The organism is Streptomyces cinerochromogenes, from assembly GCF_014648635.1.
Lineage (GTDB): Bacteria > Actinomycetota > Actinomycetes > Streptomycetales > Streptomycetaceae > Streptomyces > Streptomyces cinerochromogenes.
In genome coordinates this window covers 1-18609 of record NZ_BMRM01000001.1, presented here as the reverse complement: position 1 = coordinate 18609, position 18609 = coordinate 1, and the positions used below count along the sequence as shown (strand labels likewise).

14 protein-coding genes are annotated in these 18609 nt (G+C 73.7%); 11 read left to right on the top strand and 3 right to left on the bottom strand.

What is annotated here, in order from left to right; all coding sequences use genetic code 11:
* The first annotated feature begins 23 nt into the window (after nt 1-23).
* Complete coding sequence (locus IEZ20_RS00075; protein WP_189294606.1) at nt 24-1385, top strand: class II 3-deoxy-7-phosphoheptulonate synthase; 1362 nt, start codon at nt 24-26, stop codon at nt 1383-1385.
* A 26-nt stretch (nt 1386-1411) separates the two neighbouring features.
* Here IEZ20_RS00075 and IEZ20_RS00070 read toward each other — a convergent pair whose 3' ends face one another.
* Nucleotides 1412-2143: a thioesterase II family protein gene (locus tag IEZ20_RS00070; protein WP_229895815.1), complete on the bottom strand. Its 732-nt coding sequence runs from the start codon at nt 2141-2143 to the stop codon at nt 1412-1414.
* Between the two features lie 221 nt (nt 2144-2364).
* Between IEZ20_RS00070 and IEZ20_RS00065 the strand changes: the two genes are divergently transcribed.
* The 10 genes from IEZ20_RS00065 to IEZ20_RS00020 all read left to right on the top strand — a co-directional run bounded on the left by IEZ20_RS00065 (nt 2365) and on the right by IEZ20_RS00020 (nt 16708).
* The gene (locus tag IEZ20_RS00065; protein WP_189293966.1) at nt 2365-3444 is read left to right on the top strand and encodes a pyridoxal-phosphate dependent enzyme; all 1080 of its coding nucleotides are present in this window, start codon (nt 2365-2367) and stop codon (nt 3442-3444) included.
* Nucleotides 3441-4907 carry an argininosuccinate lyase gene (gene argH / locus IEZ20_RS00060; protein ID WP_189293965.1) on the top strand — a complete coding sequence of 489 codons (1467 nt, stop codon included), beginning with the start codon at nt 3441-3443 and terminating at the stop codon, nt 4905-4907. Before IEZ20_RS00065 ends, argH begins: the two co-directional genes overlap by 4 nt.
* Before the next feature lie 71 nt (nt 4908-4978).
* Nucleotides 4979-6223 (top strand): ATP-grasp domain-containing protein, encoded by a 1245-nt coding sequence (locus IEZ20_RS00055; protein WP_189293964.1) that lies wholly within the window; start codon nt 4979-4981, stop codon nt 6221-6223.
* Nucleotides 6220-9540, top strand: a complete 3321-nt coding sequence (locus IEZ20_RS00050; protein ID WP_189293963.1) for a non-ribosomal peptide synthetase family protein — start codon at nt 6220-6222, stop codon at nt 9538-9540. The genes IEZ20_RS00055 and IEZ20_RS00050 overlap by 4 nt, the downstream gene beginning before the upstream one ends.
* A complete protein-coding gene (locus IEZ20_RS00045; protein WP_189293962.1) occupies nt 9537-10430 on the top strand; it encodes a GHMP family kinase ATP-binding protein in 894 nt (297 codons plus the stop codon). The genes IEZ20_RS00050 and IEZ20_RS00045 overlap by 4 nt, the downstream gene beginning before the upstream one ends.
* Nucleotides 10431-10517: 87 nt before the next feature.
* Entirely contained in the window at nt 10518-12722 is a 2205-nt protein-coding gene (locus IEZ20_RS00040; protein WP_189293961.1) for an MMPL family transporter, read from the top strand.
* Between the two features lie 52 nt (nt 12723-12774).
* Nucleotides 12775-13968 carry a sensor histidine kinase gene (locus IEZ20_RS00035; RefSeq protein WP_189293960.1) on the top strand — a complete coding sequence of 398 codons (1194 nt, stop codon included), beginning with the start codon at nt 12775-12777 and terminating at the stop codon, nt 13966-13968.
* 57 nt (nt 13969-14025) lie between these two features.
* Nucleotides 14026-14673, top strand: coding sequence for a response regulator (locus IEZ20_RS00030; protein WP_189293959.1), 648 nt, complete (start codon nt 14026-14028; stop codon nt 14671-14673).
* 116 nt (nt 14674-14789) lie between these two features.
* Entirely contained in the window at nt 14790-16019 is a 1230-nt protein-coding gene (locus IEZ20_RS00025; protein ID WP_189293958.1) for a sensor histidine kinase, read from the top strand.
* Nucleotides 16020-16099: 80 nt separating this feature from the next.
* Nucleotides 16100-16708, top strand: coding sequence for a response regulator transcription factor (locus tag IEZ20_RS00020; protein WP_189293957.1), 609 nt, complete (start codon nt 16100-16102; stop codon nt 16706-16708).
* Between the two features lie 69 nt (nt 16709-16777).
* Here the strand turns inward: IEZ20_RS00020 and IEZ20_RS00015 are convergent, their stop codons facing one another.
* Nucleotides 16778-17392 (bottom strand): NADH oxidase, encoded by a 615-nt coding sequence (locus IEZ20_RS00015; protein ID WP_189293956.1) that lies wholly within the window; start codon nt 17390-17392, stop codon nt 16778-16780.
* Nucleotides 17393-17439: 47 nt separating this feature from the next.
* Entirely contained in the window at nt 17440-18252 is an 813-nt protein-coding gene (locus IEZ20_RS00010) for an AfsR/SARP family transcriptional regulator (RefSeq protein WP_189293955.1), read from the bottom strand.
* Between the last annotated feature and the right edge of the window lie 357 nt (nt 18253-18609).

Here is an 18609-nt window from a genome sequence, read left to right as displayed (position 1 = left end):
GCACACGCATGGCCACCGAAGTGATGGAAAAGCCCGAACGGCACACCGCCGATTCCGCCGCGGCCGCGGACTCCTGGCGCGCGTTCCCCGCCGCCCAGCAGCCCGACTGGCCCGACCCGGCCGCGCTGCGCGACGTCACCGGCCGCCTCGCCGCGGCCGCCCCCCTGGTCACCGCCGGCGAGTGCGACGCCCTGCGCGGGCGCATGGCCGCCGTCGCCCGCGGCGAGGCGATCCTGCTGCAGGGCGGCGACTGCGCCGAGACCTTCGCGCAGGTGACCGCCGACTCGGTACGGCGCAAACTGAAGACGCTGCTGCAGATGGCGGTCGTCCTCACCCACGCCACCGCGCTGCCCGTCGTCAAGGTCGGCCGGATGGCGGGGCAGTACGCCAAACCGAGATCGAGCCCGGTCGAGCGGCAGGACGGGCTGACCCTGCCGTCGTACCGCGGCGACGCCGTCAACGGCCTGGAGTTCACCGCCGAGGCCCGCACCCCCGACCCGGCCCGGCTGCACACCATGTACGAGGCGTCGGCGCGCACCCTCGGCCTGGTCCGCTCCCTGACCACCGGCGGCTTCGCCGGCCTCAGCCAGGTCCACGCCTGGAACCGGGGGTTCGTGGCCAGCTCACGGGCGGGCCGGCGGTACGAGGCGCTCGCCGACGAGATAGGCCGCAGCCTGGCCTTCATGCGCGCCTGCGGCATCGACACCCGGGAACTGGGCACCGCCGACTTCTACGTCAGCCACGAAGGGCTCCTCCTGGACTACGAGGCCGCCCTCGTCCGCACCGACCCGGAGACCGGCCGCGCCTACGCCGGCAGCGGGCACCTGCTGTGGATCGGGGAACGCACCCGCCAGCCGGACGGCGCCCACATCGAGTTCTTCTCCCGCCTCAGCAACCCGATCGCCGTGAAGCTCGGCCCGGCCGCCACCGCCGACGACGCGCTGAAGCTGATCGACCGCCTCGACCCGCGGCGCGAGCCGGGCCGCCTCACGTTCGTGGTCCGCGCGGGCGCCGACCGGGTGCGGGACGTGCTGCCGGTCCTGGTCGAGAAGGTCGACGCCGAGGGGGCGCGGGTGTGCTGGGTCAGCGACCCGATGCACGGCAACACCACCACCGCGCCCAGCGGCCACAAGACCCGCCGCTTCGAGACGGTGCTCGACGAGGTGCGCGGCTTCGTGGAGGTCCACCGCGCCCTCGGCACCCACCCGGGCGGCATCCACGTCGAGCTGACCGGCGACGACGTCACCGAGTGCGTCGGCGGCGGCAACCCGCTGCTGGCCGAGGACCTGCCGGCCCGGTACGAGACGGCCTGCGACCCGCGCCTGAACCACACCCAGTCGCTGGACCTCGCCTTCCTGCTCGCGGAGATGTACCGCGACCGGTGACCGGCGGGCGCACCGGGAACCCCGGGTCACGGCAGCCCGGCTCCCCCTCGGGGCGCCTGGAGCGTCCGCGTCACCAGCTCGTGCGGCGGGTCCTGCTCCAGGTAGAAGTGCTCCCCGGGCAGTGTCCGGAACCGGAACGGACCCCGGGTGACCTCGCGCCAGGCCGCCGCCTGGGCCGCGCTCACCCGGGGGTCCGAGGCGCCGACCAGCGCGGTGACCGGGCAGACGAGGGGCTCGGCGGGACCGCGCCCGTACCCGGCGAGCATCCGGAAGTCCGCGCCGATGTAGGGCAGGACCAGATCCGTGAACGACCGGTTGCGCAGCAGCCCCGGGTCGGTGCCGCCCAGTTCCAGCAGGGTCCGGGTGACCGCCGCCTCGTCCCAGGTGGTCGCCGCCGCCGGGTCCGGCAGATGCAGCTGCGGGGCGCGGGCCCCCGAGGCGAACAGGTGCTCCACGGCGCGGCCCGCCGCCTCCAGGGCCCGCGCCGTCTCGTAGGCGACGGTCGCGCCCATGCTGTGCCCGAACAGGGCGAGCGGCCGGGAGTCGTCCTCGCCCAGCAGCTCCGCCGCGATCTCCCGGGCCATCGGCGCCAGTTCGGTGGCGTACGGCTCACCGAACCGCTCGGCGCGCCCCGGGTAGCACACCGCGAGCACCTCCACCGGGCCGAGGGCCTTGCCCCAGCCGCGGAAGAAGTAGGGCGAGCCGCCCGCGTACGGGAAGCACACCAGGCGCCGCTCGGCGAAGGGTCTCGGTTCCACCACTTGTGTCCACAGCATCCTGCCCCCAGGGGTCGTCGCTCGCTCACGCACTCACCGGTGCCCCGGCCATGCTCGTGCGCCGCGCTGACACCCCGCTGACACGGCAGCCCCCGCCCGCACTGTCAGCCGCCTGTCAGGGCCGCTCGTCAGCATGGACGGCACGGGCCTCCTGCCGTCAGCGGCAGGACCCGTCCCGTCCCCCGACCCACCCCAGGAGCATCATGCCGCCGGCCACCTCGACGTACCCCTCCATCACCGAGGCCATCATGATGCCGCGCCTCGTCCGGCTCGGCTCCAACCTCTACGGGGCGGTCTTCACGCTGATGAAGCTGCTGCCCGCCCACTACATCCTGCAACGCGCCAGGGACCGGGGTGAGCTGGGGCCCGACACGGTCATCGTGGAGACCACCTCCGGCACCTTCGGGCTGGCCCTCGCCATGCAGGCCGCCCTGCTGCGCCGCAAGCTGATCCTGGTCAGCGACCCGGCGATCGACGCCCACCTGTACCGCAGGCTCACCGACCTCGGCGCCCGCGTCGAGATCTGCCAGGAGCCCTCCCCGGTCGGCGGCTACCAGACGGCCCGCCTGAACCGGCTCGCCGAGATCCGCGCCGAACTCCCCGACACCTTCTGCCCCGAGCAGTACAGCAACCCCGACAACCCGCGCTCCTACGGCGCCGTCGCCGACCAGCTGCAGCGCACCCTCGGCACGGTCGACTGCCTCGTCGGCCCGGTCGGCTCCGGCGGCTCCATGTGCGGCACCACCCGCGGCCTCAGGGTCCGCACCCCGCACACCGTCGCCCTCGGCGTCGACACGCACCGCAGCGTCCTGTTCGGCCAGGAGGACGGCCCGCGCGAGCTGCGCGGCCTCGGCAACAGCCTGTGGCCGGCCAACCTCGACCACAACGTCTTCGACGAGGTCCACTGGCTGTCCGCCGCCGAGGCCTACGCCAGCACCCGCGCGCTGCACACCCGGCACGCCCTGTTCCAGGGCCCGACCAGCGGTGCCGCCTACCAGGTCGCCCGCTGGTGGGCCGAGCGCAACCCCGACCGCACCTGCGTGGTGATGCTCCCCGACGAGGGTTACCGCTACCAGGCCACCGTCTACGACGACGCCTGGCTCGCCGCCAACGGCCACGCGGCGGCGGACCGCCCGGCCGAACCGCTGCGGGTCACCGAGCCGGGAGCCGCCGGGGAGCGCTGGTCCCGGCTGGTCTGGCGCCGCCGCGGCTACGACGCGGTGCCTGGCGTGGTCCCGCGGCCCACCGGGGACCAGGCGCCGGTGGACGGAGTGCTGTCATGAGCGGCCGCGACCCCGGGGCCCAGGACACCGGCCGCCTCACCCGCACCCTCGCCCCGCGCACCCGCCGCATCGTCTACGGCGAGCAGGGGCCCGACGACATCCGCCGCGAGCTGGAACCCATCACCACGGTCGACCTCGCGCACATCGTGATGCTCGTGCGCAGCGGGCTGCTGCCGGGCACCGCCGGAGCCCGCCTCGTCACCGCCGTCCGCGAGCTGCGGGACAGCGGCTTCCGCGCGCTGGACGGCCTCGACGCGCCGCGCGGCGCCTACCTCATGTACGAGGGCCACCTCTCCGACGCGCTGGGCGCGGACGTCGGCGGCAAGCTGCACACCGCCCGGTCCCGCAACGACCTCAAGGCGACCGTCACCGCGATGCGGCTGCGCGACGAACTCACCGGCCTGTACCGGGAGCTGATGCGCCAGCAGGGCGTGCTGCTCGCACGGGCCCGGGCGCACGCCGACGTCGTCATGCCCCTCTACACCCACTTCCAGCCCGCGATGCCGGTCAGCTACGGCTACTACCTCGCGGGCATCGCCGCCGCCCTGGACCGCGACCTCGCCGCGCTGGCCCACACCGTCGACGAACTCGACCGCTGCCCGCTGGGCGCGGGCGCCGTCGCCGGCACCGACCTGCCCATCAACCCGGAGCACACGGCCGCCCTGCTCGGCTTCACCGCGCCGCCCCTGCACGCCACCGACGCCGTCGCCGCCCGCGACACCCTGCTGCGCGCACTCGCCGTCGTCGCGTCGGCCGCCCTCACCCTCAGCCGGCTCGCCACCGACCTGCAGCTGTGGAGCACCCAGGAGTTCGGCTTCCTCCACTTCCCCGAACGGCTCGTCGGGGGCAGCTCCGCGATGCCGCAGAAACGCAACGCGTTCCTGCTGGAGCACGTCAAGGCCAAGGCGGCGATCGCCGTCGGCGCGTGGACGGCGGCGGCCTCCGCCATGAAGTCGACCCCGTTCACGAACTCCATCGAGGTCGGCACCGAGGCCGTCTCCGTCGCCTGGCCCGCCCTGGCCGCCGTACGGGACCAGATCCTGCTGGGCCAGGTGCTGGTGTCCGGCGCGCGCCCGGTCGCCGAGCGGATGGCGGACCGCGCCCGGGAGGGCTTCGTGACGGCCACCGTGGTCGCCAACCGGATGGTCGCGCAGGGCGTGCCGTTCCGCACCGCCCACCATGTCGTCGGCGCGGCCGTGCGCCGCGCGGTCGAGTCCGGCGAGACCGAACTCACCGGCCTCGACGGGACCGGGCTGCCGGAGCTGCACGAGGTCGTCGCGGACCTCGACCGCGGCGGCGGCCCCGGGGAGTGCGCCAAGGTGGTGGACGCCCTGCGCGGCCGGCTGGCCGGGCACGCCCGGTGGGCCGCCGCCCACCGGGCCCGCCTGCGCGAGGCCGCCCGCCGGCTGGACGACGAGGCGGCGGCGGTCGTGGCGCGGTACGCGCCCGGAGGCGTCGGGTGAGCGGCGGCTGGTTCGTGTATCTGTACGGCGCCCTCGCGCGAGCGGGGCGCCGTCCGAGGGAGAGGCGTGCGATGAACGGCAGATGGATGGCGTTCCTGGAGAGCAACACCACCGGCACGGGACGGGAGTTCTGCGCGGCGGCCCGCGCCCGCGGTCTGCGGCCCGTCCTGCTCGCCCGCGACCCGGGACGGTACCCGTACGCGGCCGAGGACGGGATCGACACCCGGACCCTGGACACCACGGACCCCGACGCGGTGCTGCGCACCCTGGCCGGCCTCGCCGACGACGCCGGCCTCGCCGGTGTCACCTCCAGCTCCGAGTACTACGTCGCGGCGGCCGCGCGGGCCGCGGCCCGGCTCGGCCTGCCCGGACCGGACGGCGACGCGGTGGAGGCCTGCCGCGCCAAGGACGTCCAGCGCGCACGGCACCGCGCGGCGGGCGTGCCGGTGCCGGGGTTCGCGACCGTCACCGACCCCGACGCGGCCGTCGCCGCCGCACGGTCCATCGGCCACCCCGTCGTGCTCAAGCCGGTGAGCGGCTCCGGCTCGGTCGGCGTACGGCTGTGCCGCGACGACGACGACACCCGCGCCTGGGCCCACCGGCTCCTGGACGACACCCCGGACGCCCGCATCCTGGTGGAGGAGGCGGTGTCCGGACCGGAGTTCTCGGTCGAGACCTTCGACGGCGAGGTCGTCACCGTGGTCGCCAAACACATCGGCCCCGCCCCCTACTTCGTGGAGACCGGCCACGACGTCCCCGCCGTCCTCCCCGAGCCCACGGCCGGGGCCCTGGGGGAGACGGCCGTACGCGCCGTCACCGCGCTCGGTCTCGGCTGGGGCGCCGCCCACACCGAACTGCGCTGGTCCAGCGGCGGCCCGGTCGTCATCGAGGTCAACCCCCGCCTCGCGGGCGGCATGATCCCGGTCGCCGTCCGCGCCGCCCTCGGCGTCGACCTCGTGGACGCCGTGGTGGCCCGGGCCGCCGGGCTGCCCGCCGCGGACCCGGTGCCCGGCACCGGCCACGCCGCCGTCCGCTTCGTACGGGCCACCCGCGAGGGCCGGGTCAGCCGGGTGCGGGGACTGTCCGCGGCGGCCGCCGCCCCCGGCGTCCTCGCCGCCCGCGCGACCACCGCCGTCGGCCGGGACGTCCGGATCACGCACTCCTTCCAGGACCGCCTGGCGAGCGTGGTGGCCGCGGCCCCCGACTCGCCGCGGGCGGCCCGCCGCGCCCTGGCGGCCGCCGACCTCGTCGAGATCGACCTGGACCCGGCTCCCGCCGCCCCGCACCCCACACGAGAGAGGGCCTCCGTCCGATGAGCGAGACCACCGTCCCCGGTGGGGGACCCGAGGAGCACACCGGCCTCCCGGCCCCCCGCGCCGAGACACCGCCCGCGCCGGGGCCGGCCGAGTTCACCGCCACCCTCCCGCGCTGGCGCGCCCCCCACGCCGGCGGCCCCGGCACCGCCACCCACCGCGCCCCCCTGCCCCCCGGCCTCGCCGACGCCCTGGACCGCACCGCCCGCACCCTCGGCACCGGCCTGCCGTCCCTCCTGCTCGCCGCGCACGCCCGCGTCCTGGCCACCCTCACCTCCGAACAGGGCGTCGTCTCCGGCCACGTACCGGCCCGGCAGGGGAGCGCACCGCGGGCGCTGCGCCTCACCGTCGCCCCGTCCACCTGGGCGGAGCTGGCCGACGCCGTCGGCAGCGCGCCGCACACCACCGGGCCCCACGACGCCGTACTGGACCTGTCCGGGCTCGCGACCGGCACGCCCGGCGCGGGCCCGGACGCCGTGGTGCGGTTCGCCTGGGTGCGCGACGGCCAGGGCCTCACCCTGCACGTCACGTACGACCTCGGCGCCTTCGACGGCGACCACGCCCGGCGGCTCGCCGGATACCAGCTGGCCGCCCTGCGGCTGCTCACCGAGGACCCGTCCGCCCGCCACGACCGGCAGAGCCTGCTCACGCCCGAGGAGACCGCGACCCAGCTCTACGCCCTCGCCGGGCCGCGGGTCGACGCGCCCGCCCACACCGTCGTCGACCTGTTCCGGCAGCGGGCACGGCAGGACCCGCGCGCTCCCGCCGCCGCCCACGGCGCCCGCACCTGGACCTACCGGGAACTGGACGAACGCTCCGACCGCGTCGCCCGAGCCCTGGCGGCGGCGGGCGCGGGCGCCGAGGACGTGGTCGCCGTCGTCATGGACCGCACCCTGGACTGGATCGCGAGCGCCCTCGGCGTCCTCAAGGCGGGCGCCGTGTACCTCCCGATGTCCCCGGACCTCCCCGCGGAGCGGGTGGCCGTCCAGCTGGACGAGGCCGTCTGCGTGCTGGCCCTCACCGACGACCGCGGCGAAGCCCTCGTCCGCACGGCCTGCGCCGAACTCGACGACGGCCCGGCCGTCCTCACGGCCCGGCACGTCGAGGACGCCTGCGGCCACCCCCTCCCGGAACCGCCCACCCTGACCCAGGCCGCGTACATCTACTTCACGTCCGGCTCCACCGGCACCCCCAAGGGCGCCCTGTGCGAGCACGCGGGCCTGGTCAACCACCTCCACGCGAAGACCGACGACATGGGGCTCGGAGCGGGCCCCGGCCAGGTCGTGGCGCAGACCGCGTCCCCGGGCTTCGACATCTCCCTGTGGCAGTTCGCGGCGCCGCTGTCGGCCGGCGCCACCGTGCGCATCGTCGACACCGACGTCCTGCTCGACGTGTCCGGGTTCCTGGACGAGCTGGTCGCCGGCGGCGTGACCGTGGCGCAGACCGTGCCCGCCTACCTCGACGTCCTGCTGCGCCACCTGGAGCGGCACCCGCGTGACCTCCGCCCCCTGCACACCCTCTCCGTCACCGGCGAGGTCCTCGGCCACGAGCTGGTGCGCCGCTGGTTCGCCGCCCAGCCGGGCATCCGCCTCGTCAACGCCTACGGCGCCACCGAGGTCTGCGACGACACCATGCACGAGGTCCTCGACGGCGTCCCCGAGCACGGCTTCGTCCCGCTCGGCCGGTCCCTCAGGAACGTCAACCCCTACGTCCTCGACCACAACCTCCAGCTCGTCCCCCTCGGCACGACCGGCGAGATCGCGTTCTCCGGCGTCTGCGTGGGCCGCGGCTACATCAACGACGAGGACCGCACCCGGCAGGCCTTCGTCCCCGACCCGTTCCGCGCCGACACGCGCATGTACCGCACCGGCGATTTCGGCCGGTGGCTGCCCGACGGCCGCCTCCGGTTCCTGGGCCGGCACGACGAACAGGTGCAGATCCGCGGCTACCGCATCGAACTCGGCGAGATCGAGCACCGGCTGGCGGCCATGCCCGGCGTACGGGAGGCCGCGGTCGTCAGCGACGGCGACCTGGGCGCCGCCCGCGTCCTCACCGCCTTCTTCACCGCGGACGGCACGGACCCCGGGCCGCCCGACGCCGCCCGGGCCCGGGACTTCCTCGCGGCCCTGCTGCCCGACTACATGGTGCCGACCTACTGCCACCGGCTCGAACGCCTCCCGCTCACCCCCCACGGAAAGGTCGACAAGGCGGCACTGGGCGAACTCGCCGCCACCCTCGGCCACGGCGGCGCCGCCCGGACCGCCCCCGCGACCGCCGACGAGCGGCGCCTCGCCGTGGCCTGGGCCGAGGTGCTCGGCGTCCCGCTGGAACGCATCGGCACCGACGACGCCTTCTTCGCGCTCGGCGGCACCTCCCTGGCCGCCGCCCGCCTCATCGCCCACCTCGGCCGCCACCTGACCGTCGCCGACCTGGTCGCCCACCCGGTCCTCGCCGACCTCGCCCGCGTCCTGACCCGCCGCCGCGACGGCGAGCCGGGCCGGGAACGGCACAACAGGCTGCTGCACCCGCTGCTGGAGGTGCGCAGCCCGCACCACACCCTGGTGTGCTTCCCCTACGCCGCGGGGAACGCGGTCAACTTCCGGGCGCTCGCGGAGGAGCTGAAGGACGACGGCATCGCCGTGTACGGCGCCGAACCGCCCGGCCACGACTTCACCGCCCCCGACGAACCCCTCCAGGACGTGCCCGAGCTGGCCCGCCGGGCCCGCGACGAGATCCTCGACCGCATCGCCGGCCCCGTCCTGCTGTGGGGGCACTGCGCGGGCGCCGCGACCGCCCTGGAGACCGCCCGGCTCCTGCAGGAGGCGGGCCGGCCCGTCGAGCGGGTCTTCCTCGGTGCCCAACTGCTGTCCGGCACGGCAGGGTTGCGGTCGGAGCTGGCCGCACTCGCGGCGGTGGACCGGCCCACCCTGCTGGGCCGGCTCCGCGGCGGCCGGGCGTTCGTGGAGCTGGACGCCTACCAGCCGGAGCGTGCCGCGGTCGCCGACCGCGCCTACCGGCACGACCTCGCCACCGCCCACCGGCACCTCATCCGCCTCCAGGAGCACCCGGACCCGCGCCGCCTGGCCGCCCCGGTGGACGTCGTCGTGGCCCGCGACGACCCGCAGACCGCGGACGCGGCGCGCGCGGCCGGCGCCTGGCGGACCCTCGCCGAACACGTCACCCTCCACCAACTGGACGACGGAGGCCACTACTTCGTCGGCACCCGGCCCGCGCTCAGCGCGGCGCGCGTACGGGCGGCACTCACCCCCGAACCCGCGCCCGGGCGCCTGCCGGACCTACGAGAAAGGACGCACACGTGACCACGATCGACCACCGCCGGGTGGCCGCCACCGGCGTCAGCACCGCCTTCGGCACCTTCGGTGAACTGCTGCAGGGCGTGCTGCCCGAGGACGACGGGGACTTCCTGGTCACCCTGCCGGTCGCCCGCTGGTCCACCGCCCGCTTCGAACTCACCCCGGACGATCCGGAGGTGACGGTCGGCCCCGCGCACAAGAAGAAGGCGCTGCGGCTGGCCCGGATGATCCTGGACGACTGCGGAGCACCCGGCGGCGGGGTGCTGCACCTCGACAGCACCCTGCCCGAGGGCAAGGGACTGGCCAGCTCCTCCGCCGACCTGGTGGCCACGGCCCGCGCCGTCGCCAACGCCCTCGGCGCCCCCATGCCGCACCGCCGTATCGAGACGTACCTGGCGCGCATCGAACCCACCGACGGCGTCCTGTACCAGGCGATCGTCGCCTTCCACCACCGCAGTGTGCGGCTGCGCGCCCGGCTGGGCTCGCTGCCCGCGATGACGGTCGTCGGCATCGACGAGGGCGGCGCCGTGGACACCGTGGCCTTCAACGCCATACCGAAACCCTTCACCGCGGCCGACCGGCGGCAGTACGCCCGCCTCCTCGACCGCATCACGCACGCCGTGGCCCGCCGCGACCTCGCCGAGGCCGGCCGGGTCGCCACCGAGAGCGCCCGGATGAACCAGGTGCTGCGCCACAAACGGTCGCTGGAGCCGATGATCCGGATCTGCGAGGACATCGGCGGGCTCGGTGTCGTCATCGGCCACAGCGGCACCTCGCTGGGCATCCTGCTGGACACCGGCGCCCCCGGCCACGTCGGCCGGCTCGCCGCCGCCGCGCAACGCTGCCAGGAGCTGGAGGGCAACGTGACGATCTACCACACCCTCAGTTTCCACTGAGCCGCACGGGGGTCCACCGGGTGGTGGACCCCAGGTTCAACCGGTCGCTGCTGTCGCCGGCACACCCCCCGCGAAGAGCATGGACGCATGAAGAATCTTCCCGTACGCATGGCTCGTTGGAGCGCCGCCCACCCCTGGCGGGGCATCGTCGGCTGGCTCGTCTTCGTCGTCCTCTGCCTCGGCATCGGCATCTCCGTCGGCACCAACGCGGCGACCACCGAGGACTTCCGCATCGGCGAGGCGGGACGCGGCGAGGAGATCGCCGCCGAGGGCGGGCTCCAGCAGCGCCCCGTCGAACACGTCCTGATCACCGCCAAGCCCGGCAGCGGATCGTTCGACATGGGCGCCGCCGACGCGGCCGCCGCCGACGTCGCCGCCCGGATGCGGGGGCTCGCCGAGGTCCGCTCGGTCGCCGACCCCGTGCACAACGCGAAGAACACCGCCGTCCGCGTCACGGTCACCCTGAAGGGCCCCGAGCTGGAGGGCAAGAAGCACGTCGACCCGCTGCTCGCCCAGACCGCCGCCGTCCAGAAGGCCAACCCCGGCCTGCGGATCGAGGAGACCGGCTCGCCCTCCATCAGCAAGGGCGTCGACGGACTGCGCGGTGACGACCTCTCCCGCACGGAGGTCATCGCCCTGCCGGTCACCCTCATCACCCTGCTGCTGGTCTTCAGCTCCATCGCCATGGCGCTCGTACCGCTGCTGCTCGCCCTGTCCTCGATCGTGGCGGCCGTGGGCCTGTCGATGGTGGCCTCGCACGTCTTCCCCGACGCGGGCGTCGGCACCAACGTCATCCTGCTCATCGGCCTCGCCGTCGGCGTCGACTACACCCTCTTCTACCTCAAGCGCGAGCGTGAGGAACGGGCCCGGGCGGGAGGCAGGCTGAGCCCGCAGGCCGTGGTCGAACTCGCCGCCGCCACCTCCGGCCGGGCCGTCGTCCTCTCCGGTCTCGCCGTCGCCGTCTCCAGCGCCACCCTCTACCTCGCCGACGACGTCATCTTCTCCTCCATCGCCACCGGCGCGATCGTCGTCACCCTCGTCGCCGTCGTCAGCTCCCTGACCGTGCTGCCGGCCCTGCTCGCGAAGATGGGCATGCGCGCCGAGCGCCGGGCCGAGCGCCGGGCCGCCCGCGGGCTCGCGCCGAAGAAGCAGAAGGCGCACCGCACCGGCCCCGGCCGGCTGACCGCCGCCGTGCTGCGCCCCGTCGCCAAGCGCCCCGCCGCCACCCTCACGGTCACCGTCCTCGCCCTGCTCGCCCTGGCCGCCCCGGTCCTCGGTCTGAAACTCACCGACATGGGCCGCGAGACCCACTCCCGCTCCATCGTCGCCATGCAGGTCTACGACCGCCTCAACGCGGCCTTCCCCGACCTGAAGTCCATGCACCAGGTCGTCGTCCGCGCCGACGCCGACCGCTCCGCCGAGGTCACCGCCGCCCTGCGCGAACTCGCCGCGGACGTCAAGGACGACCCGCGCCTGAGCGGCACCTCCACCCTGACCACCTCGCCGGACAAGCGGATCAGCATGCTCCAGCTGCAGGTCCCGCACTACGTCAGCTCCGACGAGGCCCAGAGTTCGCTGAAGGACATCCGCCGCACCTACGTCCCCGAGACGGTCGGCAAGGTCGAGGGTGCCGAGACCGCCGTGACCGGTGACGTCGCCCGCTACACCGACTACCCGACCCACCAGGAACAGAAGCTGCCGCTCATCATCGCGGCCCTCCTCCTGGTCACCTTCGGCATGACCGTCTGGGCGTTCCGCTCCGTCGTCCTCGGCCTGGTCGGCATCGTCCTCAACATGCTGTCCGCCGCCGCCTCGCTCGGCATCCTGGTCATGGTCTTCCAGCACACCTGGGCCGAGGGCCTCGTGGACTTCACCTCCACCGGGTCGATCGGGTCCCGTGTCCCGCTGTTCCTCTTCGTGATCCTGTTCGGCCTGTCGATGGACTACCAGGTGTTCGTGATCAGCCGGATCCGGGAGGCCGCCCTGCGCGGAGTCCCGACCCGCAAGGCCGTCATCGAGGGCATCGGCAGCTCGGCCGGCGTGGTCACCAGCGCCGCCGTGGTCATGGTCACCGTCTTCGCGAGCTTCGCGGCCCTGCACCTGATCGAGATGAAGCAGATCGGTTTCAGCCTCGCCGTCGCCGTCCTCCTGGACGCCTTCGTCATCCGCATGCTGGTCCTGCCGTCCCTGATGCTCCTGCTCGGCGAGGCCAACTGGTGGCCCTCCAAGGGAGTCCGCCGCGCCCGCACCGCCGCGGAACCGGCCGCCCGCCCCCTGGAACCCGTCCGGTGACCGCCGCCGCCGATACGATCTCCCAACGCCCTTGCGAATGAGGTGAATCAGCGTGTCCCAGTGGCAGCAGCAGCCGAGCGACCGGCTCACCCTGGACCGGATCCGTCGCTGGAACCTGGCGGGCTGGATCCTGCTCGGCCTGCTGCCGACGGCCGTCGCCGTGGCCGACCGGTCCCCGGCCCGCAAGTTCTGGCTGCTCGGCCTGCTCGCCCTGATCGCGCTGTGCCACACCGCCACCCTCACCCGGCCCCGCAACCGGGTCCTGAACCGCCGCACCTACCTCGGCGTCCTCGCCCTCGTCCTGGGCGCCAGCTCCTACCTGCTCGACGGAGGGGCCGCCTTCTACGTGGTGTCCCTGCCGCAGTTCTGGCTCTTCACCCGCGTCCCCCGCGAAGCGGTCGCGTTCAGCGGTGCGGCCGCCGCCCTCACGGTGTTCGGCGGCACGCTCGGCCAGGGCTGGAGCCCCCAGTTCCTCACCGGCAACGCGGTGTTCACCGTCATCGCCTACGCCGCCGGGGTCGGCCTGGGCCTGTGGATGCACCGCTTCATCGGCCAGAGCAACGAGCGGCAGGAGCAGCTGACCGCCGAACTCGTCCTCACCCAGGAGGAACTGGCCGCCGCATACCAGCGCCAGGGCGCGGCCGAGGAACGCGAGCGCATGGCCCGGGAGATCCACGACACCCTCGCCCAGGGCTTCGCCTCCATCGTCGTGCTCGCCGAGGCCGCCCGCGCCGCCGTCGACGCCGACCCCGGACGCTGCGCACAGCAGCTCGCCTCCATCGAGCAGACCGCGCGCGAGAACCTCACCGAGGCCCGGGTCCTCGTCGGCTCCGTCCCGGCGAGCGGCGTCGCACCCGGCTCGGTCGCCACCACCCTGCGCCGGACCCTGGACCGCTTCGTCCAGGACACCGGCCTCACCGTCACCGCCGAACTGCCCGACATCGACCTGGACCAGCGCACCCGCGTCGCCCTGCTGCGCTGCACCCAGGAATCCCTCGCCAACGTGCGCAAGCACTCCGGCGCCTCCACCGTCGGGGTCGTCCTCACCGAGGTCCCGGGCGGTGTCGAGCTGGAGATCACCGACGACGGCAACGGGTTCGTCGTGGAGGAGTCCCGTGGTTTCGGCCTCGTCGGCATGCGCCGGCGGCTCGCCGAACTCGACGGTGAACTCACCGTCACCAGCTCCCTCGGGGACGGCACCCGCATCCTCGCCACTCTTCCCACGCAGAGCCACGCACAGGGCTGAGGCCCGGCCCCGGCTCCCGCCGGGCCGTCGTGGCCGACCGACCGCGAAGGACACCAGATGACCGACACCGACAACGACCGGATCCGCGTGGTCGTGGTGGACGACCACGCCGTGATGCGCGCCGGGGTCGTCGCCCTGCTGACCGGCGAGCCCACCATCGAGATCGTCGGCGAGGCGAGCGACGGACGCGAGGGCGTCGACCTGGTCCGGCGGCTCGCCCCCGACGTCGCCCTCCTCGACCTGCGCATGCCGGTGCTCGACGGAGTGGCCGCCACCACCGAGATCGTCGCCCTGCCGGTGCCGACCCGGGTGCTGATCCTCACCACGTACGACACGGACGTGGAGATCGAACGGGCGGTGGAGGCCGGCGCCGTCGGCTACCTGCTCAAGGACACCACCCGGGAGCAGCTCGCCGACGCCATCCGCTCGGCGGCGCGCGGGGAGACGGTCCTCGCGCCCAAGGTCGCCGAACGCCTCGTGGCCAGAATGCGCCGTCCGGAACCGGTCGCTCTCACCGCACGGGAACGCGATGTGCTGCTCGCGGTCGCCGACGGGCTGTCCAACGCCGAGATCGGCCGCCGCCTGGTCATCGGCGAGGCCACGGTGAAGACCCATCTGCTGCGGGTCTTCGCGAAACTCGACGTCAGCGACCGTACGCGGGCCGTCGTCGTCGCCCTCGAACGGGGCCTTCTCGCCCGCTCCTGACAATCCGTGCCCTCTACACGCATAACTGTCGCGAGCGCACAACTCCTTACGTGATCCACATCTCCCTCGCTTATGCTCCGCACGGGTGGCGCTGCGTGAGAGGGGATGCGAACGTGATGTGCCGACACAAGTCCTCGCCAAAGGCGACCGAGGGCGCCGGGCAGCCGGACGCACTGCTCGTCAGAAGCGGCAACCTCCCCGCCCCCCGGCTGGGCCGGCTCGTGCTCCTCGCCGCGCTGCTGTGCTACTTCAGCATCACCCTGCTCAACATCCTCAGCTCGCACGCCTCGGTGGCCGAGGCGGGCGTCGCGGTGGTCTGCCTGTTCGGCATCATGACGCTCCAGCTGCTGCACTCCAGACCCGGTGCGCAGCTGGAGCCGGCGTCCCGCAAGACGGTCACGCTGAGCATCCAGGCGCTCCTCACCTACCTGCCCTTACTCGTCTTCCGCACGCAGTGGGGCTCGATGGCCGGGTTCCTCGCCGGCTCCCTGCTGCTCCTCCTGCCCCCGGGCCGGGCCTGGCTCATGTACGCGGTGGTGGGCGCCTCGATGCTCATGCCGCCGCTCCTCGCCGACCTGCCCCTGGTCGAGACGTTCTACTACGTCCAGTCCACCCTGCTGACCGGCCTCGTGGTCTTCGGCCTGACCCGGCTGGCCGACCTGATCCGCGTCCTGCACGAGACCCGCGGCGAACTGACCCGCGTCGCGGTCACCCAGGAACGCCTCCGCTTCGCCCGCGACCTGCACGACCTGCTCGGCTACAGCCTCTCCGCGATCACGCTCAAGGGCGAGCTGATCCACCGCCTGCTGCCCGCCCACCCGGGCCGCGCCAAGGCCGAGGTCGAGGAGGTGCTCACCATGTCCCGTCAGTCGCTGGCCGACGTGCGCAGCGTGGCCAGCGGATATCGTGACATGTCCCTGCAAGACGAGATCAGTTCGGCCCAGTCCGTGCTCAGCGCCGCCGACGTGCGCGTCGACGCACAAGTCCGCGTCGGAGAGCTGGAACGCGAACTGGACACGGTGTTCGCGACGGTCCTGCGCGAGGCGGTCACCAACGTGCTGCGCCACAGCCGCGCCACCTACTGCGAGATCACCGCCGAACGCACCACGGACCGGGTACGGCTCACCATCGTGAACGACGGTGTGGCGAGCGGCTACCGGGACTCCTCCCCGCACAGCGGCAGCGGCCTCGGCAACCTGCAGACCCGGCTGAGCGCCGTCGGCGGCACGCTCACCGTGCACCAGGGCGACGACGGAACGTTCCGTCTCGCGGCCCGCGTGCCCGAGCGGAGGAGCTCCGGCACCGCGCTGACCGCCGACGCGGACGACGGCCAGTCGGCCGCCTGAACCCGGACCAGTCTGCTGAACCGGTGCAGTTGATAGGGTGACGAGCATAGATCGCTTTGCCAAATGGGGGTGGCGTTGCGGTGATTCGGATACTGCTCGCAGAGGACATGAACATGGTCCGCGGGGCGCTGGTCGCCCTGCTGAGCCTGGAAAACGATTTCGAGGTCGTGAGCGAGCTGGAACGCGGGGACGAGATCCTCGACGCCGCGCTCAAGGTCAAGCCCGACATCGCCGTGATCGACATCGACCTGCCGGGCCTGGACGGCCTCAGCGCCGCCACACAGATCCGTGAACGACTACCCGCCTGCAGAACGTTGATGCTCACCAGCCTCGGCCGTCCCGGCACCCTGCGCCGCGCCCTCGCCGCGGAGGTCGACGGGTACCTCCTCAAGGACGAGTCGCCGGCCGAACTCGCCCACGCCATACGGCGCGTGGTCGCCGGCCACCGGGTCATCGACTCCAAACTCGCGCTGGCCGCGTGGAGCGGTACGGAGAGCCCGCTCACGGACCGGGAGACCGAGGTACTGCGCCTGGCCGCGGAGGGCTCGGAGGCCAAGGAGATCGCCGGCGCGCTCCACCTGTCCACGGGGACCGTGCGCAACTACCTGACGACGGTGGTCGCGAAGCTGAACGCCCGCAACAGGGTGGACGCGATCCGCATCGCCCGCGACGCGGGCTGGCTGGTCTAGCGCGTCGGGTCCCGCCGCCGTCGCTCACACCGGTACGTACGCGCCGCCTGCTCCGTGCCGTACTCCGCCCTACTGCGCGTCGTCCACCGGAGCCGCCATTCCGGCCGCCGCCAGATAGCGGATGATGCCCTCGGTCATCTGCGGCGGCAGCGGCAGCGAGGCCGACGCCTTGTCCGGGGTGACCGGCCAGGCCAGCATCGCCGCCACGAGAGCCGCCTCCGGCCGGTGCAGCACCACCACGTGGCGGCCGCCGACGGCCTCCAGCGACAGACCCGCGGCCTGCCTGGTCAGGACGACATGCCGGGGCAGCTGCACGGGACGCTGGCCCGGCAGCCAGACCAGCGCCAGCGGGGCGTCGTGCGCCACCGGGAACACCGACAGGAGCGGACCCCTGAGATCGTCGACGCCGAGGGTGCGCACCACCAGATGGGAGAGCCTGCTCAGCGCCGGCAGCATCACCGCGTACAGGTCGACGTGCTGCTCCGCGGCGTTGGCGAGGGACACCGGACCCAGTTCCATCCGCCGCAGAGCCTCCTGCACCGTGGCGCAGGGCCGCTTCACGTAGTCGACCCCCCAGCGGCTCTTCAGCACCACCTGGTCGTTCTCGTCGTCGCGCTCCACGATCACGTCCTCGGACAGCGACCACAGATGGACCGTGACGGCGGCAGCGGGCGTGTCTTGCATGATCTACCTTTTCCTGTCAGGAGAGCCTGGCGGGCCTGGCGCGCCGACTACAGCGGGGCCAGCGTGCGCAGCGGGGCGTCGAGAGGCGGCTCGCCGGCCAGCACCCGGCAGTGCAGCTCCTGGAGCCGCCGTGACGGCTCGATCCCCAACTCCCGCACCGACGTCTCCCGCAGCCGGCGGAACGCCTCCAGCGCCTGCGACGGACGACCGCTGCGGCAGAGGGCCACCATGAGCTGGGCGTGCAGGTTCTCCTGCAACGGGTGCAGGGTGGTCAGCGCGGTCAGCTCGCTCACCAGACGGGCGTGGCGGCCCAGACGCAGCTCCGCGTCGATGCGCGTCTCCAGGGCGGCGATCCGCATCTCGTCCAGCCGCAGGGCCTCGGCACGCAGCGCCCCCGACGCCCGTACGTCACCCAGCGCCTGCCCTCGCCACATCGCGAGACCGTCGGACAGCAGGCGCACACCCCGGTCGTCCTGATCGTCGGCGATCGCCTGGTGACCCTGCTGCACCAGACGCTCGAACTCCCGTGCGTCGACCCGGACCTGCGGCATCTGGAGCTGGTACCCGCTGTGACCGCGCAGAAGGATCCGCTTGGGGTCGATCCGGGGCGTGAGCCGGGAGGCCGCGGGGGCGATGCGCTGCCGCAGCTGCTTCACGTACGTCTGCACGGCCGCGGACGGGCCGGTCGGCGGGCACCCCTCCCACAGGCCCTCCGCGATCGAGGCCATGCTCACCTCGTGCCCGGTGTCGATCGCCAGCAGCGCCAGGAGCCTGCGCTGCTTGGCCGCGGTGGGGACGATGGACGCACCGTCGATGCACGCCGTGAACGGTCCCAGGAGCCCGATGTCCAGATGCGCCATGCCAGTTCCCCTCTCTCCGGATGGCGTGAGCCTGGCACGAGGGGCCGAGCGGCCGACAGTGACAGCCCCACAAGAAGGGAATGATTGTTAAAGGCCGTACATATGAGAACTTCACGTCCCCCGAACCGCTTCCTGCCGGGCACCTCCGAAACGCAGCCGGGCATACCGTCGGCCGCCGGGAAGGGTACCGGCGGCCGACGGGTGGGGTGACTACTGGCAGGCCTCGCAGGACTCGGGGTTCTCCAGGGAGCAGGCGATCACCTCGGGGTCGGCGGCCTGCTGCGCCGGGACGGTGGCACGGGCGGCGCGGGCGATGCGCGTGGCGGGGCGGGAGCGCAGGTAGTACGTCGTCTTCAG

What these genes read in the sequence shown, in the direction of transcription:
- IEZ20_RS00075 (WP_189294606.1), top strand. Translation starts at nt 24, where the DNA reads ATGGAAAAGCCCGAACGGCACACCGCCGATTCCGCCGCGGCCGCGGAC.
- IEZ20_RS00065 (WP_189293966.1), top strand. Translation starts at nt 2,365, where the DNA reads ATGCCGCCGGCCACCTCGACGTACCCCTCCATCACCGAGGCCATCATG.
- argH (WP_189293965.1), top strand. Translation starts at nt 3,441, where the DNA reads ATGAGCGGCCGCGACCCCGGGGCCCAGGACACCGGCCGCCTCACCCGC.
- IEZ20_RS00055 (WP_189293964.1), top strand. Translation starts at nt 4,979, where the DNA reads ATGAACGGCAGATGGATGGCGTTCCTGGAGAGCAACACCACCGGCACG.
- IEZ20_RS00050 (WP_189293963.1), top strand. Translation starts at nt 6,220, where the DNA reads ATGAGCGAGACCACCGTCCCCGGTGGGGGACCCGAGGAGCACACCGGC.
- IEZ20_RS00040 (WP_189293961.1), top strand. Translation starts at nt 10,518, where the DNA reads ATGAAGAATCTTCCCGTACGCATGGCTCGTTGGAGCGCCGCCCACCCC.
- IEZ20_RS00030 (WP_189293959.1), top strand. Translation starts at nt 14,026, where the DNA reads ATGACCGACACCGACAACGACCGGATCCGCGTGGTCGTGGTGGACGAC.
- IEZ20_RS00025 (WP_189293958.1), top strand. Translation starts at nt 14,790, where the DNA reads ATGTGCCGACACAAGTCCTCGCCAAAGGCGACCGAGGGCGCCGGGCAG.
- IEZ20_RS00015 (WP_189293956.1), bottom strand. Translation starts at nt 17,392, where the DNA reads ATGCAAGACACGCCCGCTGCCGCCGTCACGGTCCATCTGTGGTCGCTG.
- IEZ20_RS00010 (WP_189293955.1), bottom strand. Translation starts at nt 18,252, where the DNA reads ATGGCGCATCTGGACATCGGGCTCCTGGGACCGTTCACGGCGTGCATC.